Annotated in this window: 17 protein-coding genes; 13 read left to right on the top strand and 4 right to left on the bottom strand. The window is 61.0% G+C overall.

From position 1 onward, the window contains the following. The first annotated feature begins 174 nt into the window (after positions 1 to 174). The 6 genes from IVA81_RS24225 to IVA81_RS24250 all read left to right on the top strand — a co-directional run bounded on the left by IVA81_RS24225 (position 175) and on the right by IVA81_RS24250 (position 6,396). A complete protein-coding gene (locus IVA81_RS24225; RefSeq protein WP_247322621.1) occupies positions 175 to 1,608 on the top strand; it encodes a basic amino acid/polyamine antiporter in 1,434 nt (477 codons plus the stop codon). 26 nt (positions 1,609 to 1,634) lie between these two features. Then, a complete protein-coding gene (gene arcA, locus IVA81_RS24230) occupies positions 1,635 to 2,897 on the top strand; it encodes an arginine deiminase (protein WP_247322622.1) in 1,263 nt (420 codons plus the stop codon). A gap of 504 nt (positions 2,898 to 3,401) precedes the next feature. Beyond that, positions 3,402 to 4,529, top strand: a complete 1,128-nt coding sequence (locus IVA81_RS24235; RefSeq protein WP_247322623.1) for a PAS domain-containing sensor histidine kinase — start codon at positions 3,402 to 3,404, stop codon at positions 4,527 to 4,529. 85 nt (positions 4,530 to 4,614) lie between these two features. Then, positions 4,615 to 5,244: a response regulator transcription factor gene (locus IVA81_RS24240; RefSeq protein ID WP_247322625.1), complete on the top strand. Its 630-nt coding sequence runs from the start codon at positions 4,615 to 4,617 to the stop codon at positions 5,242 to 5,244. Positions 5,245 to 5,406: 162 nt separating this feature from the next. Then, entirely contained in the window at positions 5,407 to 6,042 is a 636-nt protein-coding gene (locus IVA81_RS24245; protein WP_247322627.1) for a response regulator transcription factor, read from the top strand. A 90-nt stretch (positions 6,043 to 6,132) separates the two neighbouring features. Next, positions 6,133 to 6,396, top strand: coding sequence for a PepSY domain-containing protein (locus IVA81_RS24250; protein ID WP_247322629.1), 264 nt, complete (start codon positions 6,133 to 6,135; stop codon positions 6,394 to 6,396). An 88-nt stretch (positions 6,397 to 6,484) separates the two neighbouring features. Here the strand turns inward: IVA81_RS24250 and IVA81_RS24255 are convergent, their stop codons facing one another. Beyond that, positions 6,485 to 6,952, bottom strand: a complete 468-nt coding sequence (locus tag IVA81_RS24255) for a MarR family transcriptional regulator (RefSeq protein ID WP_247322631.1) — start codon at positions 6,950 to 6,952, stop codon at positions 6,485 to 6,487. A gap of 205 nt (positions 6,953 to 7,157) precedes the next feature. On the opposite strand from IVA81_RS24255, the gene IVA81_RS24260 reads away from it, so the two are divergent. From IVA81_RS24260 to IVA81_RS24275, 4 genes are all read left to right on the top strand, one after another. Next, a complete protein-coding gene (locus IVA81_RS24260; protein WP_247322633.1) occupies positions 7,158 to 8,075 on the top strand; it encodes an NAD(P)H-binding protein in 918 nt (305 codons plus the stop codon). After that, entirely contained in the window at positions 8,072 to 8,413 is a 342-nt protein-coding gene (locus tag IVA81_RS24265; RefSeq protein ID WP_247322635.1) for a hypothetical protein, read from the top strand. The genes IVA81_RS24260 and IVA81_RS24265 overlap by 4 nt, the downstream gene beginning before the upstream one ends. Before the next feature lie 434 nt (positions 8,414 to 8,847). Further along, positions 8,848 to 10,047, top strand: a complete 1,200-nt coding sequence (locus tag IVA81_RS24270; RefSeq protein ID WP_247322637.1) for an ABC transporter substrate-binding protein — start codon at positions 8,848 to 8,850, stop codon at positions 10,045 to 10,047. 133 nt (positions 10,048 to 10,180) lie between these two features. After that, positions 10,181 to 11,983, top strand: a complete 1,803-nt coding sequence (locus IVA81_RS24275) for an AMP-binding protein (protein ID WP_247322639.1) — start codon at positions 10,181 to 10,183, stop codon at positions 11,981 to 11,983. Positions 11,984 to 12,025: 42 nt separating this feature from the next. Here the strand turns inward: IVA81_RS24275 and IVA81_RS24280 are convergent, their stop codons facing one another. Next, entirely contained in the window at positions 12,026 to 12,538 is a 513-nt protein-coding gene (locus IVA81_RS24280; RefSeq protein ID WP_247323194.1) for a helix-turn-helix domain-containing protein, read from the bottom strand. A 229-nt stretch (positions 12,539 to 12,767) separates the two neighbouring features. Between IVA81_RS24280 and IVA81_RS24285 the strand changes: the two genes are divergently transcribed. Together IVA81_RS24285 and IVA81_RS24290 are read left to right on the top strand one after the other, a co-directional pair. Next, positions 12,768 to 13,400: a 2-hydroxychromene-2-carboxylate isomerase gene (locus IVA81_RS24285; protein WP_247323196.1), complete on the top strand. Its 633-nt coding sequence runs from the start codon at positions 12,768 to 12,770 to the stop codon at positions 13,398 to 13,400. A gap of 76 nt (positions 13,401 to 13,476) precedes the next feature. Beyond that, on the top strand, positions 13,477 to 14,676 hold the full coding sequence (locus IVA81_RS24290; RefSeq protein WP_247322641.1) for a CoA transferase: 1,200 nt from the start codon (positions 13,477 to 13,479) through the stop codon (positions 14,674 to 14,676). Positions 14,677 to 14,710: 34 nt separating this feature from the next. On the opposite strand, the gene IVA81_RS24295 is transcribed toward IVA81_RS24290, so the two are convergent. Both IVA81_RS24295 and IVA81_RS24300 read right to left on the bottom strand, forming a co-directional pair. After that, positions 14,711 to 15,388, bottom strand: coding sequence for a glutathione S-transferase family protein (locus tag IVA81_RS24295; RefSeq protein ID WP_247322643.1), 678 nt, complete (start codon positions 15,386 to 15,388; stop codon positions 14,711 to 14,713). Next, positions 15,388 to 16,131, bottom strand: a complete 744-nt coding sequence (locus IVA81_RS24300) for an SDR family NAD(P)-dependent oxidoreductase (RefSeq protein ID WP_247322645.1) — start codon at positions 16,129 to 16,131, stop codon at positions 15,388 to 15,390. The genes IVA81_RS24295 and IVA81_RS24300 overlap by 1 nt, the downstream gene beginning before the upstream one ends. Positions 16,132 to 16,480: 349 nt before the next feature. Between IVA81_RS24300 and IVA81_RS24305 the strand changes: the two genes are divergently transcribed. After that, positions 16,481 to 17,218 (top strand): SDR family oxidoreductase, encoded by a 738-nt coding sequence (locus IVA81_RS24305; protein WP_247322647.1) that lies wholly within the window; start codon positions 16,481 to 16,483, stop codon positions 17,216 to 17,218. The last annotated feature ends 12 nt before the right edge of the window (positions 17,219 to 17,230 follow it).

The raw sequence follows: 17,230 nt of genomic DNA on the forward strand, positions 1-17,230 counted from the left end.
GCCCCCAAGGGCGGCGAAAAGCGTCTCATTGTGAGCGCTCCTTCACCGGCGAGGAGAATCCCGATCCTCGACTAGGTAATCACCCGATACTCCAGCCCCGGCGCAAGGCGCATGGTGCAGCCGGCGGGCAAGTCGATCGACCGGGATGCAACTCTCGTGTCGCGAGGTCTTCACATGGCTGAGACGTCGTCAATCCAAAAGCTCTCGCTGTTCGCGTTGACCGCGATGGTGGTCGGCTCGATGGTCGGCTCGGGGATCTTTTCGCTGCCGAGAACCTTCGGTATCGCCACCGGACCGTTCGGAGCCATCTTCGCCTGGTGCATCGCCGGCGGCGGCATGTACACCCTCGCGCGGGTATTCCAGGCGTTGGCGGAACGAAAGCCTGAGCTCGATGCCGGCGTCTATGCCTATGCAAAGGAGGGGTTTGGCGACTACCCCGGCTTCCTGTCGGCATTCGGATACTGGATAGGCAGCTGCATCGGCAACGTCTCCTATTGGGTGCTGATCAAATCGACGCTGGGCGCTTTCTTTCCGGTCTTCGGGGACGGGAACACCGTGATCGCGATCGTCGTCGCTTCGATTGGCATATGGCTGTTCCATTTCATGATCCTGCGCGGTGTGCAGCAGGCGGCCGCGATCAACACGATCGTGACGATCGCGAAGATCGTGCCGATCCTCGTCTTCATCGTCATCCTCATCGTTGGGTTCAAGGCGGACCTGTTTCGAACGAATTTCTGGGGCGGAGAGGGCATGCCGGACAAGGGTTTGTTCGAGCAGATTCGTGCGACCATGCTGGTCACCGTGTTTGTCTTTCTCGGCATCGAGGGCGCCAGCGTCTATTCGCGCTATGCCAAGGAACGCGCGCATGTCGGCGCTGCGACCATTCTGGGATTTGCGCTCGTGACGAGCCTGATGGTGCTCGTGACCATGCTGCCCTATGCCGTGCTTCCCCGCGCCGAGATCGCCGGCATGCGGCAGCCGTCGATGGCGACGGTGCTTGAGGCGGTCGTCGGACATTGGGGCGCGATCTTCGTCAGCGTCGGGCTTCTGGTTTCGGTGTTGGGGGCCTATCTCGCCTGGTCGCTGATCTGCGCCGAAGTGCTCTCCGCCGCCGGCCGGACCAGGGACATGCCGGCCCTGTTCGGCACGGAAAATGCGAACAAGGTGCCGGCTGCGGCGCTTTGGCTCACCAATGCGATCGTTCAGCTCTTCGTCATCAGCACCTATTGGTCGCAGGATGCGTTCGCGTTGATGCTCAATCTGACGAGCGTGATGTCGCTGATTCCGTTCTTCCTCGTCGCAGCCTATGGGCTCCTCCTTGCCAGGCGGGGCGAGACCTATGGGAAGGACAGCCGCGTCAGAACACGCGACATGATCTTTGCAGGCATCGCCGTCGTCTACACGCTATTCCTGATCTACGCCGCCGGAATGAAGTTCCTGCTGCTGTCCTTGATCCTCTATGCACCCGGTACGGCACTCTACTTCTGGGCGCGCCTGGAACAGAGGGCGAGGGTGTTCACGGCCGTCGAGTGGGTCATCTTCATCGCCGCCGCCATCGGCGCTGCTGTCGGGATCCACGGCTTGGCCACCGGCTACATCACCATCTAGGCAAGAAAACTCCCGGGAGAATTCCCATGGCAAAGCAGGCGTCGGACAGCTCGGTTTCCTTCGGGGTCCATTCGGAAGTTGGTCAACTCCGGAAGGTGATGGTCTGCTCACCCGGTCGCGCCCATCAGCGTCTCACGCCGTCCAATTGCGACACCCTGCTGTTCGACGACGTGCTATGGGTCGAAAATGCCAAGCGCGATCACTTCGACTTCGTGCAGAAGATGCGCGATCGCGGTATCGAAGTCGTCGAGATGCACAATCTGCTGGCGGAGACGGTCGCGATCCCCGAGGCCAGGAAGTGGATTCTCGACAACCAGGTCGTTCCCGATCAGGTCGGCCTCGGCCTCGTCGATGAGCTGCGGGGCTATTTGGAAAGCCTCAAGCCGCGCGATCTGGCCGAAACGCTGATTGGGGGCGTTTCGACCCATGACTTCCCGGACACCCACGGCGGCGAGATGCTCAAGCTCGTCCGCGAGGCCGCCGGTATGACCGAGTATCTGCTGCCGCCGCTTCCCAACACGCTGTATACGCGGGACACGACCTGCTGGATCTACGGCGGGGTCACGCTGAACTCGCTCTACTGGCCGGCGCGGCACGAAGAGCCGATCCTCGCGACAGCCATCTACATGTTCCATCCGGATTTCGCCGGCAAGGTCAATGTCTGGTGGGGCGATCCGACACGGGACCACGGTCTTGCGACGCTGGAAGGCGGCGACGTGATGCCGATCGGCAAGGGCAACGTGCTGATCGGGTTGAGCGAGCGCACCTCGCGGCAGGCGATCAGCCAGGTCGCCGCGGCCTTGTTCAAGAAGAAGGCGGCGGAGCGCGTGATCGTGGCTGCGATGCCGAAGCTCCGTGCCGCGATGCATCTCGATACCGTCTTCACGTTCGCGGACAGGGATTGTGTTCTGCTGTATCCCGACATCGTCAACAACATCGCGGCCTTTTCCTACCGGCCAGCCGACAATTCGGCCGGCCTCGAGCTGCGCAGGGATGAAAAGCCGTTCGTGGATGTCGTGGCGCAAGCCCTTGGCCTAAAGAAGTTGCGTGTGATCGAGACCGGGGGCAACGCCTATATGCGCGAACGCACACAGTGGGACAGCGGCGCCAATCTGGTTTGCGCCTCCCCGGGCGTGGTGTTCGCCTATGACCGCAATACCTATACCAACACCCTGCTGCGCAAGGAAGGGATCGAGGTGATCACCATCGTCGGGGCAGAGCTCGGGCGGGGCCGGGGAGGTGGTCATTGCATGACCTGTCCGATCACCAGGGATCCGGCGGACTACTAGACCATGCGGATCGACGAGGTTCGGTCGTGAGGCCGGCGTGTCAGGGCGAAGCGCCGCTCCGACCCCTCTTGTACCAGCGCGATCACATTGGGTCCCCGCCATGGGGCGATCGCCTCGGCGTAATCCTGAAAGCTGTTTGCTGCGCTTGAGTATCTGTTGCACCATATTTGAATTGCAACGGGATAATCTGGCAAAAACTTCACATCCGATCCCTCCCGATGTCGCCTCACCGATGCAAGATTTTATTCTGTCAGCAACACTACCTGGTGGTGTGACCTACCTGACGGTGTATACTCCGCAGACCCCAACGGCGCGTCTCCTGATCCGTTGATGGATACCTCGCCGGCGGGGCAGGGAGGAGGCTCTCGACGTTCAGCTTCAATGTATTGAGCTTCAATATGTTGAGCTTCGATGTCGGGCGTCACCGGTCAATAGTGAGTGCGTACCGTGAAGTTACATAGCTCGCCCGCCTGTGAGCCGAGTGGAACCAGTGTCAGAGGGTGGTTGCGACTTGGCTCGGAAGAAACCAGCGAACGCCTGTACTGGGCCTTCTCACCCGATCTTCTTTTTGCAGCACGCCCTTCGTTTGGAGGGCACTTCTTGTATGAGGGGATCAATCCGGCGTTCGAGCTTCGTCTCGGCGTCTCGTCGGAAGACATCCGGGAGATGGACGTTTCCAACTGTCTCGGCAGGGACGACGCCAGAGCCGTCAGCGAAGCTCTCCGCGCGTGTCTCGCAGAAGGAACGGAGGTCAGGATTCGCCATCGCCTTGCGTTTGGCGGCCAGCGCCAGAACATGGAAACGACCATCGTTCCGATCATGGACGCCGCGACCGGAGGGGCGGTCCGGTTGATCGGCAGCCATCGCGTCGCGCGCAATGGACTTTTCGAAAACGGCGTTGAACGATCGGACGCCGCGCAGGCGAGCGTCAATCTGCTGTCCATTCAGGAGGATATCCAGCAACGGATTGCGTCCGATCTGCATGACTCGACGTGTCAGCATCTGATCGCCGCGAGCCTCGGTCTGATGCGGATCCGGCGGACCATTGGCGATCCCGTCGGGGCCGAGCGCCTCTGCGATGAGATCGACGCGTCGATCGACGAAGCGCTCAGGGAAATCCGCGCTTTTGCCTACCTGCTGCACCCGCAGAATCTGACAGCGGAAGGGCTCAAGGCCACGATCGAGCATTATGCCGATGGATTCGCGGCGCGCACGTCGTTGCGGGTCACAACCAGGATCCTGGCCGGCGTCGATCGATTGCCCTACGAGAAGCAGCGCTCGCTGCTTCGGGTTGTTCAGGAAGCTCTCACCAACGTATTCCGCCATGCAAAGGCAACGGAGGTGAGCATCGTCATTGACGGGACCGGCCGCCATTTTCGGCTGACCGTCAGCGACAACGGGCGCGGGCTTCAGGCCGGCCGCGCGAACCGGGCGATATCGACCGGCGTTGGAATTCCAGCCATGAGAGCAAGACTTGAGCAGATCGGAGGTTCGCTGGAGATCCGCTCCGATCCGGCAACGCATCGCTCCGGCACCGTTCTGTGCGCAGTCTTTCCGCATGCCTTGGTCACGAACAGGCGAAACCGGCGAAAGGACGCCACTGTCATGGGAGTCCCCGCAGGCACCCACTGAGGGAAGAAAAACACTGATCACCGCGGCAGGTGGAAACGAGTTCGTTCGGCCCCAGCCGCCGAGTACGGACACTGGAGTGCTCGCCATGAAGCGTTTTCTCATCGCTGATGACCACGAGGCGGTACGGTCGGGCTTGCGGGCGGTGCTCGAACAACGAGCGGATTGGGAAGTGGTCGCCGAGGCGAACGACGGCGGCAAGGCGCTGACAGCGGCGATCGAAAGCCGACCTCACGTGGCCATCGTCGATTTTTCCATGCCGCGAATGACCGGACTGGAGGTCGCGCGGCGGATCAGGGAATATCCGCTGCAGACCGAGGTCCTGATTTTCACGGTGCACAACTCCGGTCTACTCGCTCAGCAGGCATTTGAGGCCGGTGCGAGCGCTTTCCTGGTGAAATCGGACGCAAACAGGTTGTTGATGGCGGCCGTCGACTCTCTTCTGGCGCACAAGCGGTTCTGTACCGAAAAGTGCCGGAACGAACTGAACGGCGGATCTGGCAGCAATGCAGACAGGCACCCGGGGCTCACTCCGCGCGAGCAACTCGTCGTCAAACTGGTTGCAGAAGGCTACAGCAATAAGGGCATCAGTGCGATCCTCAACCTCAGTGTCAAGACCACTGAGGCTCATCGGGCCGCCGCGATGCGCAAGCTGGACGTGAGTTCGACTGCGGGCCTGGTCCGATACGCCGTCCGCGCGCAGCTGGTCGAGGCATGACAATGCCTTGCCGGGGTTTGATGGTCGCGGCCGCGTTGGTACATTCGCCCGGCCATCTCGGGGTTTTGCAGGATAATGCTCTGGCCCGCGATCGGTATGATCGCTCGACTGTTCTGCTGCCGATTATCTCCGCCGATTGCGGTCGGATAGGAGAACGATGCCGTGAAGCGCATCTTGATTGCGGATGATCATGAAGTCGTGCGTTCAGGGCTGCGCGCGATCATCGACACGCGCTCCGACTGGATCGTTGTCGGCGAAGCAATGAATGGCGAGCAGGCCGTCGCATTGGCTTTGGAGACGAAACCGGACGTCGTGATCGTCGACTATTCGATGCCCCTCATGAATGGGTTGGAGGTCAGCCGCCGATTGAAGTCACTTCGCCTACGCAGTGAAGTTCTGATTCTGACGATGCACGAAAACGAAGAGCTGCTGACCGAGGCCATTCTGGCGGGTGTCCGTGGCTTCTTGTTCAAGTCGGATGCAAGGAAGCACCTGCTGTCCGCCGTCGAAGCGCTGCTGGATCGCAGACCTTATTTCACCAGCGTGTTGCTGGAGAAATTGCTCCACGACTACCAGCTCAACAAGCTGAACAAGTCGGATATGCTGCTCACCTCGCGCGAGCAGAGCGTGGTCCAATTGATAGCGGAAGGACATACCAACAGGTCCATAAGCGTCATTTTGCAGTTGAGCGTGAAGACCGTCGAGACCCATCGCGCTTCGGCGATGCGCAAGCTGGGGATGTCGTCGACCGCTGAACTGGTCCGTTACGCCATCCGCAAGAAATTGGTGGCGCCCTGAGAGACCGCCGGCCGAACAACGGTGCGATTGGAGGCCCGCTTCGCTTATATCACAGCCGGTGGTGTCGGCACCCGCAGCAAGGAGGTTCGCATGAATAGGAGTGCACCTGTTGTTCTCGCAGTCGTTCTGTCGGCAGTTGCCGTAAGCGTCGCGCGTGCCGACCGGCCGGGGGCTGATTGGATGCCCATCCAGCAAGTTGTCGAGAAGGTTCTCAAGTCGGGCTTTACGCTGGTCAGCAAGATCGAAGCCGATGACGGCCGTTGGGAGGGCGAAGGCATCAAGGATGGTCAGAAGATGAAGTTTCACGCCGACCCCAAGACGGGCGAGCTCATATCCGCGAGGCCTGATCGCTAGTGGAGGCCGCCTCATTGTCCAAAGGCCGCATTGCCGGCGCATAAGCGAAGTCGGGCGCTGGATGCTGGGCCACATTGCGCCATGCGACCTACTCAGGGCGGGGGAGAGGGACGTCAACGACCCGGTTCATCAAATCGCGTAGATCGGCGGCTTCCCGTTCGCCCATGGCTCCTTCAAAGGCTGTTTGCGCGCGCCGCCATGCAGCCAAGGCTCGGGCATGCGTCTTATGTCCCTGTTTTGTGACGGTGACGATGCGCTCCCGCCGGTCATTCTCGCCGACTGAAATCTCAACGAAACCGTCACGCACGAGCGGCCTCAGGTTATGTCCCGTGGTCGCACGATCCATCGACATCAGCTTGGCGAGCCGGGCCATGGTCATCGGTGCTGAGGTCACGAGATAACTCAACAGACTATATTGCGTCGATTTGAGCCCGCTCGGCGCCAGCGCGAGATCATAGTACCGGGAGAGACGCCTGGCTGCGCGGCGGACTTGGTTGCAGTTACAGCGCGCTGGGTCATCGACCAGATCGGATGATTTTGCTGCTGCTCTCGGCATCAATACCCCTCTCAAACCCAAGATATCACACGGCTTCCGTCTGCTGTCGATAGTTCCAAAACCGCGCGCGCGAGGAAGCGTTGCGCGCTAGGGCTTCCTGCTATATATCCGAGATAGTTTGATATGCCCCTATTGTCGGACGAGGCGACGATCCGGGCTTTCAACGCAGCCGCTCAGGTCGCCGGCACAGGCGGAGGAGGAAGACATGGAATCTCGCATCTTGATCACGGGTGCCGCGGGAACCGTCGGTCATGCCGTATGCGAGCTGCTGATTCGACGGGGATCCAAGGTGAGGGCCCTCGTTCGCAACGAGGACGTTCGATCAGCCAAACTCGCCGAACTCGGAGCCGAGGTCGTCGTCGGCGATCTTCTCGACCTGCACGCGATGCATCGCGCGATCGAAGGTTGCGGGCGGGTCTACTTCGGCATGACGGTGTCGGCGTCCTATCTCGAAGCGACAGTCAATGCCGCCGCCGTGGCGAAGCACCACAATGTGAGTGCGTTCGTCAACATCTCGCAGATGACCGTGTCGCAAATGGGCATCAACGCGACCACCGACAGTCCACAGCAGAAGCTGCACTGGCTGGCGGAGCAGGCGCTGAACTGGTCCGGGGTGCCAGTTGTGCACGTCCGCCCGACGTCCTTCCTCGATACGTTCTTCCTCCTGCTGTCGGCGAATTCAATCCGTGAGCATCGCCAGATTCGACTACCCTTCGGCGACGGAAAGACCTCGCCGATCGCGAGTGAAGACGTCGCGCGGGTGATCGCCGCGATCCTCGAAGACCCCGGCCGACACATCGGCAACATCTACGAACTCACCGGACCGCGGTCGCAGGACATGAACGGGGTTGCTGAAGAGTTTTCCAGGGCCCTCGGTCATCCGATCAACTACGTGAACGTGCCTTGGGAACCCTGGCGTAAGCAGCTCGAGGCTAGCGGGAGGTTATCACCACATGCACTCGCCCATCTCGCCACGATGGCCCTTCTCAAGCAGCAGAACCGCTATGACCGCTTGACGTCGGATGTGGAGAAAGTCACCGGCACGCCGCCGCTCGGCGTTTACGACTTCGTCCTGCGACACGCCGCTATGTACAGGGCTGGGAGCCAGGAATCCCAGCCATGAAGCGGATCGGTTGGTCCCTGGCCCTGATCATGCTGGCGACGTCCGCGCCGGCGCGCGACGATGGGCGCTATGCCAATTCACCGCTGAAGGAATGGTTCGAGAGCCTGTCCAGCGACTTCGGGCCATGCTGTTCGGACGCTGATGGCTACATGGTCGCCGACATCGATTGGGAATCCGACCATGGGCACTACCGGGTGCGCATCGATGGCGAGTGGGTGATGGTGCCTGATGGCGCCGTGGTCACACAGCCGAACAAGACCGGACGGACCATGGTGTGGAAATACTACATCGACGGCCATCCCCGGGTCCGCTGCTTCATGCGGGGCACCATGATCTGAAATGCGGCTTCAGCGGGTGCGTAACTGTTCGCGCTCCGATGCCTGCGCCCGCCGGACCGTAACGGTATCGCATAAGTTCAATAATAGAATTGATATATTTGAGTGCTCCGCGCCTTGCTTTTTCTCTCGCGGCTTCCCGGCTGATGTTGCTTTGTCCAGCGAAGCCAAAAGTGGCACTTCTTACCGAACGCAGCCGCGCGGCTCCGCGTCAACCGATCGCATCTATGCGCTTGACTAGTTCTGAAAAAGAACTGTAGGTTTCACCAGCGAGATGGCCGAGCTCAACGGCCGCAGGGCTCACCGCGCGCACTGGCCAATACGTCTTGGACAGCGAGGCGCGCAGTTCGCGCGGCACAAATGCCGGGCGAGCAGCCGGGTGACGCAACGAAACACAATGACGTGCCCGGATGGGTGCGCATCAGGGAGAACGAGCCATGTTGGCGAAATGGAAGAGTCTTGCGGCTCTGGCTTTGCTTTTGAGCAGTCCGGCGCTCGCAGCTGACGAGCCCGGAGTTACCGCGACCGAAATCAAGATCGGCGGGGTGTTTCCGTTCAGCGGACCGGCGTCATCGATTGGTCTCGTAGGCAAGGGCCTTATCGCCTACATTCAATCGATAAATGACCGCGGCGGCATCAACGGCCGCAAGATCAACTACATCGCCTATGACGACGCCTACAGCCCTCCTAAAGCGGTGGAGCACGTCCGCAAGCTCGTCGAGAGCGATGAAGTGGCGTTCATGTTCGGCCAGCTCGGCACGCCCGGCCTTTCGGCCACGGCAAAGTACCTGAGGGCGAAGGGGGTGCCCAGCATCGCCATCATCAGCGGCTCGTCCAAGTTCACTGACGTCGCCAGCTACCCGCTGACGACGACCGGCCTTGTCAGCTACGACACCGAAGGAAAAATCTACGCCAAGTATCTGACCAAGACGCTGCCGAACGCCAAATACGCGATCCTCTATCAGAACGACGATCTCGGCAAAGATTACGTCAATGCCTTCAAGGCCTTTCTGGGCAAGGACTACGATCGAAAGGTCGTCAGCGCGTCCTATGAGGTCACGGAGCCGACCGTCGATTCGCAGATCACAACTCTGAAAAGCTCCGGTGCCGACGCCCTGATGATCGCGGGAACGCCGAAATTCGCCGCGCAGGCGATCCGCCAAGCTTCTGTGATCGGCTGGAAAGCAACTGTGATCATCAACTTTCCGTCCGGTTCTGTCGGCGGCACGCTCGCGCCGGCTGGCCTCGACAAATCAGTCGGCGTGATCGTCGGGACGACCAACAAGGATGTCGTGGATCCGAGTTGGAAAGACGATCCCCCCGTGCAGGCATATCGGGCGTTTCTCGACAAGTACCTGCCCGGCGTCGATATCACCAACGGCAGCTATCTCACCGGCTACCAGCAAGGCATCCTGCTCGAGCAGATCCTGCAGCAATGCGGCAATGATCTGTCCCGCAAGAACGTTCTGGCGCAGGCCAAGAACCTCAGGGACTTCATCGTCCCGACCGCGCTGCCGGGCATCAAGGTGAACACCAGCGAGTCCGAGAACATGATCTGGACGCAGATGCGGCTGCAGCGGTGGACCGGCTCGACCTGGGAAGCCTTCAGCGAGGTGTTGGACGCCAAGTCCGAATGAATTCGCGACAACCAGAGCAGCGGACGCGGCGTGAGCTGCGTCCGAGCTTGCTTTGCGCCGGCAGGCCGCCGGCGGGCACCACAGGAATGCACCGCGTGCGGTCGCCTTTCAGCAATTCGGGAGATCATTTTCGATGTCGACGACGGCACTGACGTTTGCACCACGTGAGGTTTCCATCGAGCGTCGAGCGGATGGCACGCTTATCTTGAACTCGCCGCTTGAGTGGGAGCCGTGCGACTGGCGCATCACCGATTTTCTTCCACGCTGGGCCGATGCCGTTCCGGATCGGGTTTTCCTGGCGCAGCGCAATGCGAAGGGAGGATGGGACGAGATCACCTATGGTGATGCATGGTCGCAGGTCCAGGCGGCCGGCCAAAGCCTGATCGACATGGGCGCGAAGCCGGCCGACAAGCTTGCGGTCCTGTCCGGAAACTCCATCGAGAACGCGGTGATCTCGTTTGCGGCGATGTCGATCGGGGTCGTTCTGGCGCCGATATCGCCAAACTACACGCTGATGCCGGGGGGCCTCGCACGCCTCAAGGACATCGCGGAAGTGCTGCGCCCGAGTTTCGTGTTCGTCCAAAGCGGCCGCGACTTTTCTGCTGCCCGCGCCATTCCTGAATTGGCAGCCGCGACCTGGATAAGCGTTGATGGGGCGCCGGAGACGGTGCCTTTCCATACCCTGACCGCCCGAACCGGGAGCGACGGATTCGAGCGCGCCTCGCGTGAGGTGCCTTGCGACGCCGTCGCGAAGATCCTCTTCACCTCCGGTTCGACCGGCTTTCCCAAAGGAGTGCTCAACACCCACCGGATGATGGCAAGCTCCCTGCAAATGGGGAGCCTGCTCGTGTCACCTCCGGCTGCGCCGGTGCAGGTTGAATGGCTGCCCTGGCATCATACGATGGGCAGCAATGTCATCCTTCACAGCATCCTCAAGAATGGCGGAACGCTCTATATCGACGATGGCCGGCCGCTGCCGCAGCTGTTTCACAAGACGATTGCCAATCTCAGGGAGATTTCACCGACCGCGATGTTCAATGTACCCGCCGGCTACAATCTCTTATGCGACGCGATCGAGAAAGACCCCGACCTCGGCGCCGCCGTGTTCAAGCGGATGGATCGTTTGAGCTACGCCGGAGCTGCAATTTCGCAAGGCACGCTTGAAAAACTGTACCGGTTGACATCGTCGATCACGGGACGGTCAATTCCGGTGATGTCAGGCTACGGCACGACCGAAACCGCCCCGACGATCAGTACGACCCACTGGGCAACGGATCAGCCGGGGGAGATTGGTCTTCCCGCGCCGGGACTTCGGCTCAAGCTGATTCCCGTTACCGATACTTACGAGGTCAGGGTCAAGGGACCCAACGTCACCCCTGGTTACCTCGGCCAACCGGAGTTGACGGAAAAGGCTTTCGATGAAGAGGGTTTCTACCGTATCGGCGATACCGTCTCGTTTCTGGATCCGCAGAAGCCGGAGCGGGGTCTTCGCTTTACCGGGAGAATTTCCGAGAACTTCAAGCTCGCAAACGGCACCTGGGTCTCGATTGGCAATATGCGCGCGGCAATCCTGGCCGCGACCCGCGGCGTCTTGCTCGACATCGTCGTTGCGGGCGAAAATCGCGAGGCGTGCGCGCTGCTCTGCTGGCTGAATCCGACCGAGGCGGCACGAATTTCGAACGGCCAAGCCGCCGATTTGACCTGCGATCCTCTCGTGATTCAATTTCTGAAGGATCGTTTTCGGGAATATAACGAGACCGTCGGGAGCAGCGAGAGAATCTGTTCCTTCTCTCTGCTGAAGGATCCGCCATCAATGGCCGCAGGAGAAATCACCGACAAGGCCTACGTCAACCAACGTGCCGTGCTGAAGGTTCGCTCCGAACAGGTTGAGCGTCTCTACGCCAACGAACCGAACCCCGATGTGGTCTTGGTGTAAGAGCGGATTCAGCGTTGCCGCAGCATGGTGCGCGCTGCCGTCTCAAGCGGCGCGTGAGCGCGTCTTTGTCTTCCGGACCTCCGGCGCGCTTTTCTCCGGGAGGCCGCGGGCGCCCGGCCCCGGGTGAGTATGAACCTCCTTGGCCGACAGCGGTTCGCCGCATTCGGAGCACACGATGACCGGATCGAAGTCCTTTCCGCATTTGCGATGCTGGTGCAGCAAGGGGCGGCCGCGCTCGTCGACCATATGAGTATCACCCCAATGCACGATCGCCATCATGATCGGATAGAGGTCGAGGCCTTTCTGGGTCAGGATATATTCGTGGCGCTTGGGCGATTCCTGATAGGGAATGCGGCGCAAGATGCCCTGACGAACCAGTTTTTTCAGCCGCTCGGCCAGCAAGTGCCGTGTGATTCCCAGCGCCGACTGAAATCCCTCGAAGCGGCGCGTGCGCAGGAAGCACTCGCGCAGGATCAGAAGCGTCCAGCGATCGCCGATCACGCCGATGGTTCGGGCCATCGAACACGGCTCTTCCTCGAGTTCTTTCCACTTCATCCACACACTCCAGTCGTGTCGGCATGGGCCGCTCCGAATCTTCGCGGAGGCCGGCGCGGTCCGTTCCATTCTAGATAGGTACTAAATTCCAAACAATCCCCTCCAGGCGGGGGAAACCAGCAGATTGCGGTCACATTTGACAGTTCTATTTTAGAACTATAAGGTATGCGAAATGAGGCTGGCGAGTGGATCGCCAGTGCCTGCCATGCGATCTCCGGGAGAAGCTGCGATGACCTTGAAAGTTGAATTCCAGTTCGATTTCGGTAGTCCGAACGCCTATCTGGCGGAAGCGGCCATTCCGGGCATTGAGCAGCGGACCGGCGTTAAATTCGCGTACGTCCCGGTTCTGCTCGGTGGCATTTACAAGGCGACCGGCAACATGTCGCCGTTCGAATCGCTTCGCGGAATCAAGAACAAGCCGGAATATCAGGCGCTGGAGACCCAGCGGTTTATCCGACGCCACAACATCACGAAATTTCGCCAGAATCCCTTCTTTCCAGTCAACACTCTGATGCTGATGCGCGGCGCTGTCGCCGCCCAGTTCGAAGGCGTGTTCGAGCCTTATTTTCGCGCCGCCTATCATCATATGTGGGAAGAGCCGAAGAAAATGGACGATCTCGAAATCTTCCGCAGCGCGTTTGTTTCCTCGGGCCTCGATATCGATCGGCTGATGGCGCGTGCACAGCAGGATGACGTCAAGAAGCGGCTGATTGATCTGACCACCGACGCAGTCAACCGAGGAGCATTCGGCTCTCCGACCTTTTTCGTTGGAAAGGAAATGTTCTTCGGCAAGGACCAGATCCGCGACGTCGAGGAGTCCATCGTCGAGCAAACCAGACAACCTGTTCCCAAGAGGGCCTGACGGCGCCGACTGTCCGGGTCGAGTGGCGAAAGCCATTCTCGGACCCAAAACAAACGTAAAATTCAGGGAGAGTCCTATGCCCGGTCCACTTCACGGCGTTCGCGTGCTCGATTTGACCGGCGTGGTGTCGGGCCCGTTTGCGACCATGTTTCTGGCGGATCAGGGCGCCGACGTGCTGAAGATCGAGCCGATCGGCGGCGACATTACCCGCCGCAGCCGTGCCACCATCGACAAGGAGGGCGAGTTCTCCGCGCTGTTCATCTCCTCGAACCGCGGCAAGCGCTCGCTGTCGCTCGACGTCAAGAGTGCGTCCGGGCGCGAGGTGCTCACCCGGTTGGTCGCGCAGGCCGATGTCCTGGTGCAGAATTTCCGGCCAGGTACCATGGAACGTCTGGGTCTTGGCGTTCAGGAATTGCGCCAGCGCCATCCGCGCCTGATCTACGTCTCGATCAGCGGGGTCGGCGATACCGGTCCGTATGTCAAGAAGCGCGTCTATGATCCGATCGTTCAGGGTCTCTCCGGCTTCGCCGATATTCAGTCGCAGCCGGTGACGAACCGGCCCCAGATGATCCGCACCATCGTCTGTGACAAGACCACCGCGGTGTTCACCGCGCAGGCGGTGGCGGCAGCGCTCTATGCGCGCGAGAAGACGGGGCAGGGCGACCACATCCAGGTGGCGATGCTGGATGCGATGATCTCCTATCTCTGGCCGGAAGGCATGATGCAGTACACCGTGGTCGGCGCCGAGGCGGCCGCGGCCGATCCAAATGATCGGCCGGATCTCGTGTTCAAGACGAGCGACGGCTACATCACCGCGGGCACCATTTCCGATTCCGAATGGCAGGGTTTTTGCCGCGCTTGCGGCGATCCCGAGCTCGCCGAGGATCCTCGCTTCGCGACGCCAGCGGCGCGTTCGGTCAATGCCACCGCGCGGATCAACAAGATGGCGGATTACATCAGCCAGCATACGACAGCCGAGTGGCTGGAGCGCCTGGACGCCGCGGATGTGCCTTGCGCGCCGATCCTGCGCCGCGGTGAAATCATTCACAATGAACAGGTCGTCGCGCGCGGCATCATCGCCGAATTCGATCAGCCGAAGGTCGGCCGGGTGCGGCAGCCGAAGCCGGCGGCCCGCTTCGAGGTCAACCAGGCCGAGATCGGCGGGCCGGCTCCCCGGGTCGGCGAGCACTCGCGCGAGGTGCTGCGCGATCTCGGGTATGACGACCGCGCCATCGACAAGATGGTCGCGGAGCGCGCCCTGCGCGTGGCCGTCTAAGGCCGAGGCCTTGGTCCGGCGGCGATCGGCTCTTTCAGGCTTTTGCCGGCACCGCCGCAACGGGAGCTACCGCAGCATTTGCCGCGACCGCTTGCTGATAGGCCTCCCGCCGATGGATACGTTCGAGATAGGGCAGCGCATTGTCGCAAATGCCGACGCCGTAAGCGATGGCCCAGTCGAGGCACGTTGTCAGGAGGATGTCCGCGCTACTGAAGCGCTCGCCCATGAGAAACGGCCGGCCATCAGCCAAGGCGACTTCGACGTGGCGCAACTGCCCGCGGAAATATTCCGCGGCTTGAGCGACGACCTCTGGCGCAACGCCATAGATATGTCCCAGCGCGTCCGCGCGGTGGCGGCGCATGACGTAAAGGCTGGTCGAATCGAGCTCGGCTACGACAAAGAAGCACCATTCGAGCCATGCGGCGTATTCGCGGGGAGCTTCAGGAATCAGCGAGCGTTCCGGCGTGGAATACATGCGCGATAGATAGGCGACGATCGCGGCGCTTTCCCCGATGCAGAAGTCGCCGTCCTGCAACAGCGGAATCTTCTGGCGGGGATTGAGCCTGGTGTATTCAGCGGTCTTGGTCTCGCCTGTCCGCGGCCCGATTGGCTTGACCTGGTAGGATAAGCCGAGTTCGTGCATCGCCCAGTGTGCACGGACGGTGCGGCTGGTGCCGGCGCCCCACAGCGTGAGATCGGGTGTCGCGCTCATCACCACTTCTCCACCGACGGACGAAGATCGAGTTCATGGGTCCAGCCGTCGCGGCTCTGCTGGTGAGCGAACCAATAGGCTTCCGCGATCGAGGAGGTCTTCGTCAGGCTGTCCGGTGGGATCTCGCTAGCCTCGATCCCCTTTGCCGCCTTCATGCGCTGGTGGATGGCCTCGCTATCGACGCCGGCGTCGATGATGAGATGGACGACATGGATATTCTTCGGTCCAAGCTCGCGCGCCATGGCCTGGGCCACGGCGCGAAGTGCGAATTTCGCCGAGGAAAACGCGGCAAACCCCTGGCCGCCACGAATGCTCGCAGTCGCGCCGGTAAAGAAAATGGTGCCGCGCCCGCGCGGCAGCATGACGCGTGCGGCTTCGCGGCCCACGAGGAATCCGGCGTAGCAGGCCAGCTCCCAGGCCTTGAAGAACAGCTTTTCCGTGGTGTCCAAAAGGGGCTTGTTGACGTTCGAGCCGGCATTGAAAAGGCAGACCTCGATCGGTCCGATATTGCTTTCGACGTCGGAAAAGAGCTTCTGGACCTCGGCCTCCTGGCGCGCATCGACGCTGAATGCGTGGATGCGATGGCCGGCGGCGGTCAGTTCATCCACCAGCCCTTGCGACTTGGCGGCGTCGCGCCGGCAGATGCAAACCGTATAGCCGCCCTCGGCAAAACGCCGCGCGACGGCAGCGCCGATCGCATCACCTGCGCCCACCAGGATCGCCACGCCGCGGCTCTCGCCCATGCTCTTTCCTCCCGTGCGTTCTTATTTGGAACGTATTGGTAATTGTTCTCCACGGCGTTGTAAAGAATACTCGAAATGACAGCTACCCTTCCTCTTCTCCGTGTCATGGCGGGGGTAGCAAATTAGCAATTGACGAGTTCTAAAAAAGAACGTTAGATCGGATTCATGAATGCGCTGCGGCAAAGGACATGCGCTCTTCACCCGGGAGGTTGGCAGTGGCGACCCTTTCAAGCGCAACCGATATCGCAGGCAGCCGCATGCTCATGCGCCGGCGAATGCCGCATTGGGCTAGGCGCTCCGGCGTCGGCGGAATAGCTTTAACAGATCCAACCTAACCGGGAGACGAGCCTTGCAAAAGAGAAACGCAACCGTCGCGGTGATCGGCGCCGGCGATTATATCGGCGGCGAGATTGCCAAGAAGTTTGCCTCCGAGGGCTTCACGGTGTTTGCCGGGCGCCGCAACGGCGCCAAGCTCGAGCCGCTCGTCAAGGATATCGAGGCGGCCGGGGGCGAAATTCACGCGCGTTCGCTCGATGCGCGCAAGGAGGAGGAGATCATCTCCTTCCTGGGAGACGCCGACAAGCATGCGCCGCTCGAAGTCTGCATCTTTAACATCGGCGCCAACGTGAACTTTCCCATCCTCGACACGACTGAACGCGTCTTCCGCAAGGTCTGGGAAATGGCCTGTTATTCCGGCTTTCTTGCCGGCCGCGAAGCCGCGCGGCTGATGCTGCCTCGTGGCAAGGGCAATATCTTCTTCACCGGCGCAACGGCGAGCCTGCGCGGCGGAGCAGGTTATGCAGCCTTCGCCAGTGCCAAGTTCGGTTTGCGGGCTGTTGCGCAGGCGACCGCGCGCGAGTTGGGGCCGAAGAACATTCACGTTGCGCATCTCATCATCGACTCCGGGGTCGACACAGAATGGGTACGCCAGCGGCGGATCGAGGCGCTCGGCCCGAACGCGCTCGACGATCCTGACCTGCTGATGCCGCCGTCGTCGGTCGCAGAATCCTATTGGCTGCTGTACCAGCAGCCGCGGAGCGCCTGGACCTTCGAGCTCGAGATCCGCCCCTTCGGCGAGAAGTGGTAGCGGAGCCTATTG

The organism is Bradyrhizobium sp. 141 (genome assembly GCF_023074055.1).
Taxonomy (GTDB): Bacteria; Pseudomonadota; Alphaproteobacteria; order Rhizobiales; family Xanthobacteraceae; genus Bradyrhizobium.

Bases quoted from the DNA above. Each gene is read 5' to 3' on its own strand.
- IVA81_RS24225 (WP_247322621.1), top strand. From the start codon at position 175: ATGGCTGAGACGTCGTCAATCCAAAAGCTCTCGCTGTTCGCGTTGACC.
- arcA (WP_247322622.1), top strand. From the start codon at position 1,635: ATGGCAAAGCAGGCGTCGGACAGCTCGGTTTCCTTCGGGGTCCATTCG.
- IVA81_RS24240 (WP_247322625.1), top strand. From the start codon at position 4,615: ATGAAGCGTTTTCTCATCGCTGATGACCACGAGGCGGTACGGTCGGGC.
- IVA81_RS24250 (WP_247322629.1), top strand. From the start codon at position 6,133: ATGAATAGGAGTGCACCTGTTGTTCTCGCAGTCGTTCTGTCGGCAGTT.
- IVA81_RS24255 (WP_247322631.1), bottom strand. From the start codon at position 6,952: ATGCCGAGAGCAGCAGCAAAATCATCCGATCTGGTCGATGACCCAGCG.
- IVA81_RS24260 (WP_247322633.1), top strand. From the start codon at position 7,158: ATGGAATCTCGCATCTTGATCACGGGTGCCGCGGGAACCGTCGGTCAT.
- IVA81_RS24265 (WP_247322635.1), top strand. From the start codon at position 8,072: ATGAAGCGGATCGGTTGGTCCCTGGCCCTGATCATGCTGGCGACGTCC.
- IVA81_RS24270 (WP_247322637.1), top strand. From the start codon at position 8,848: ATGTTGGCGAAATGGAAGAGTCTTGCGGCTCTGGCTTTGCTTTTGAGC.
- IVA81_RS24275 (WP_247322639.1), top strand. From the start codon at position 10,181: ATGTCGACGACGGCACTGACGTTTGCACCACGTGAGGTTTCCATCGAG.
- IVA81_RS24280 (WP_247323194.1), bottom strand. From the start codon at position 12,538: ATGAAGTGGAAAGAACTCGAGGAAGAGCCGTGTTCGATGGCCCGAACC.
- IVA81_RS24285 (WP_247323196.1), top strand. From the start codon at position 12,768: ATGACCTTGAAAGTTGAATTCCAGTTCGATTTCGGTAGTCCGAACGCC.
- IVA81_RS24290 (WP_247322641.1), top strand. From the start codon at position 13,477: ATGCCCGGTCCACTTCACGGCGTTCGCGTGCTCGATTTGACCGGCGTG.
- IVA81_RS24295 (WP_247322643.1), bottom strand. From the start codon at position 15,388: ATGAGCGCGACACCCGATCTCACGCTGTGGGGCGCCGGCACCAGCCGC.
- IVA81_RS24300 (WP_247322645.1), bottom strand. From the start codon at position 16,131: ATGGGCGAGAGCCGCGGCGTGGCGATCCTGGTGGGCGCAGGTGATGCG.